General features: G+C 58.4%; 2 protein-coding genes and 1 pseudogene. All 3 read right to left on the bottom strand.

Features of this window, described 5'->3' with window-relative positions; translation table 11 throughout:
* Window positions 1–570 (bottom strand): aminotransferase class III-fold pyridoxal phosphate-dependent enzyme (locus ABWU19_RS14675; RefSeq protein ID WP_435902384.1); only part of this gene is annotated, 570 nt, incomplete at its 3' end.
* Between the two features lie 13 nt (window positions 571–583).
* Window positions 584–1609 (bottom strand): polyamine ABC transporter substrate-binding protein, encoded by a 1026-nt coding sequence (locus tag ABWU19_RS14670; RefSeq protein ID WP_435902383.1) that lies wholly within the window; start codon window positions 1607–1609, stop codon window positions 584–586.
* Window positions 1606–2205, bottom strand: a pseudogene (locus ABWU19_RS14665) (ABC transporter permease); the annotation flags it as partial. The gene ABWU19_RS14670 and the pseudogene ABWU19_RS14665, both read right to left, overlap by 4 nt.
* Window positions 2206–2270: the final 65 nt, after the last annotated feature.

The raw sequence follows: 2270 nt of genomic DNA, 5'->3' as shown, positions 1-2270 counted from the left end.
AACACAGAAGAGGATAGACGTCAATAACAGACCACAACTTTGGCAACCGGTATCAGGACCAAACCCCTTTTTGAAGAGAGCGTACTTAGAGGTCATGGCCATGGTCAGGTTAGTCCGTCCATGGTAGGCCCCCTCAAACACCATGACTCCAGCCCGGCCGGTGTAGGCCCGAGCCAACTTCACGGCATTCTCCACCGCCTCCGCTCCCCCATTGGCCAAAAGGGTCTTGGCCGGCCCAGAACCGGGATAGAGGGCATTCAACGCCTCTGCCAAGGCTACATACGGCTCGTAGTTGGCCACGATGGCACACATGTGGATGAGGTGCTCTGCCTGGGCCTGCAAGGCCTCCACCACCGCTTTGGGCGTATGGCCGACCCCCAAGGCCCCGATCCCTCCTGCCAGGTCAATGAGGACATTTCCGTCCACGTCCTCCACCAAAGCGCCGTGGGCCCGGGCTACCGCAATAGGGTTGGCTTGGGCCAGGGAACGCGTCACCGCTCGGGCCCTGCGCTCTTGCAGCTCCTGGCTCTTGGGTCCAGGAATGGTAGTTTTTAGGCGAATGTAACCCATGCTTCTCCTGGTACTATCGGCTCTTCACTGCCGTCCAGACCTCGTCGTAGATGCGGTTATCCTTTCCCAGATCCAGGATGAACTCGGAGTGCTTCATCACCTGGGCATCCGGGTAAATGGCAGGATTCTTGCGGTCTTCCGGGCGAATATGGGGCAATGCCGCCTTATTGGGAGTGGCATAGCGGTTAAAGTTGGAAAGCTGAGCCCCCACCATGGGCTCCAGGATGAAGTTGATAAAGAGATGGGCCGCCTCCGGATTAGGGGCCTTGGCCGGAATCATCATGGAGTCCACCCAAAGGGTAGAGCCTTCCTGGGGAATGGTGAATCCCACCTTGCCCGGGTTTTCCTCAGCCGCCCTGACGGCATCTCCGTTGTACACCACCGCATAGCTGGCCGCTCCAGCCACCACCCGGTTCTTCCCCCCTACCCCTCCTTCAAACCCCAGGAAGTAACGGCTTCTTTTGGCTTGAAGCAGCAGTTGGCCTGCAGCCTGGACCTCCTTGGGATTCCTGGTGTTGACCGAATACCCCAGGTAACGCAAGGCGATGCCCAACATCTCCCGGGTTGAGTCCATAAGGATGAAGGGGGCCTTCGGTTCCTTAAAGAGCACCGCCCAGCTTTCCGCCTTCGCCACCTTGTCCTTGCGGAAGATCAGCCCCGTGGTGCCCCACTGGTAAGCCGCCGAGTAGCGGTTGCCGGGGTCAAAGGGAGGGTTTTTGAAGCGGTCGTCAAGGTTCTTCAGGTTGGGTACCTTACCGTGATTCAGGGGTTGGACCAGGCCCAGGCGAATGATGGAGGGCACATAAAAGTCGGAAGGAACGATGATGTCATACTGCCGCACCCCTCCTGCCTGGAGCTTGGCGACCATCTCCTCGTTGGACTCGTAAAGGTCCGTGCGCACCTTATAGCCATACCTTTGCGTAAAGGCCTCGAGGATCGCCGGGTCTATGTATTCCGACCAGATAAAGAGCCGCAACTCCCCTTTTTGTGCCCATCCCATAGCCAGACCCGCCAGTAAAAGAACCCATACCCTTTTCATGCCGACCTCCTTGTGAAGCGCTCTGCGCTCAGCACCAAGACCACCGTGATCAGGAAAATCAACGTGGATGCCGCATGGATCTCGGGTGTAATGCCCCTACGGGTGGAAGCGTAGATCACCAGGGGCAAGGTCTGGCTGGTGGGCCCTGCTGTGAAAAAGCTGATCACGAAATCGTCCAAAGACAGGGTGAAGGCCAGCATGGCACCCGCCACGATGCCCGGAGCCAACAGGGGCATGAGCACCCGCCGCAGGTAGTAAGGGTAGGTAGCATACAGGTCCCTGGCTGCCTCGTCCAGCTCCCGGGGAAGGCTTTTCAGGCGACTCATCACCACCAAGGCCACAAACCCCACCTGAAAGGTCACATGGCCCACCACCATGGCCCCCAAACCCGGCTCGAAGAGTGAGGATACCTGCTGAAGGAATGCAAAAGCCACCACTAGGGCGGCAGCCAGAATCAAGTCGGGGGTAATCACCGGAAGATAAAGGGAAGTTTCTAAAAAAGCCCGAGCGCGGGCCCCAAAGGGATGCCGTTCCAACCCCAGGGCCAGAAGGGTACCCAATAAGGTGGCGATGAGGGTGGAAAGAAAGGCCAGAAGGAACGCCTTCGTGTGCTACCTCATAGCTCCACCCCGGCCATCCTGAGCAAGACCCGACTCCGAAT

The organism is Meiothermus cerbereus (genome assembly GCF_051297115.1).
Taxonomy (GTDB): domain Bacteria; phylum Deinococcota; class Deinococci; order Deinococcales; family Thermaceae; genus Meiothermus; species Meiothermus cerbereus_A.
The sequence above is the reverse complement of the archived record's forward strand: the minus strand, read 5'-3'. Positions and strand labels throughout refer to the sequence as shown.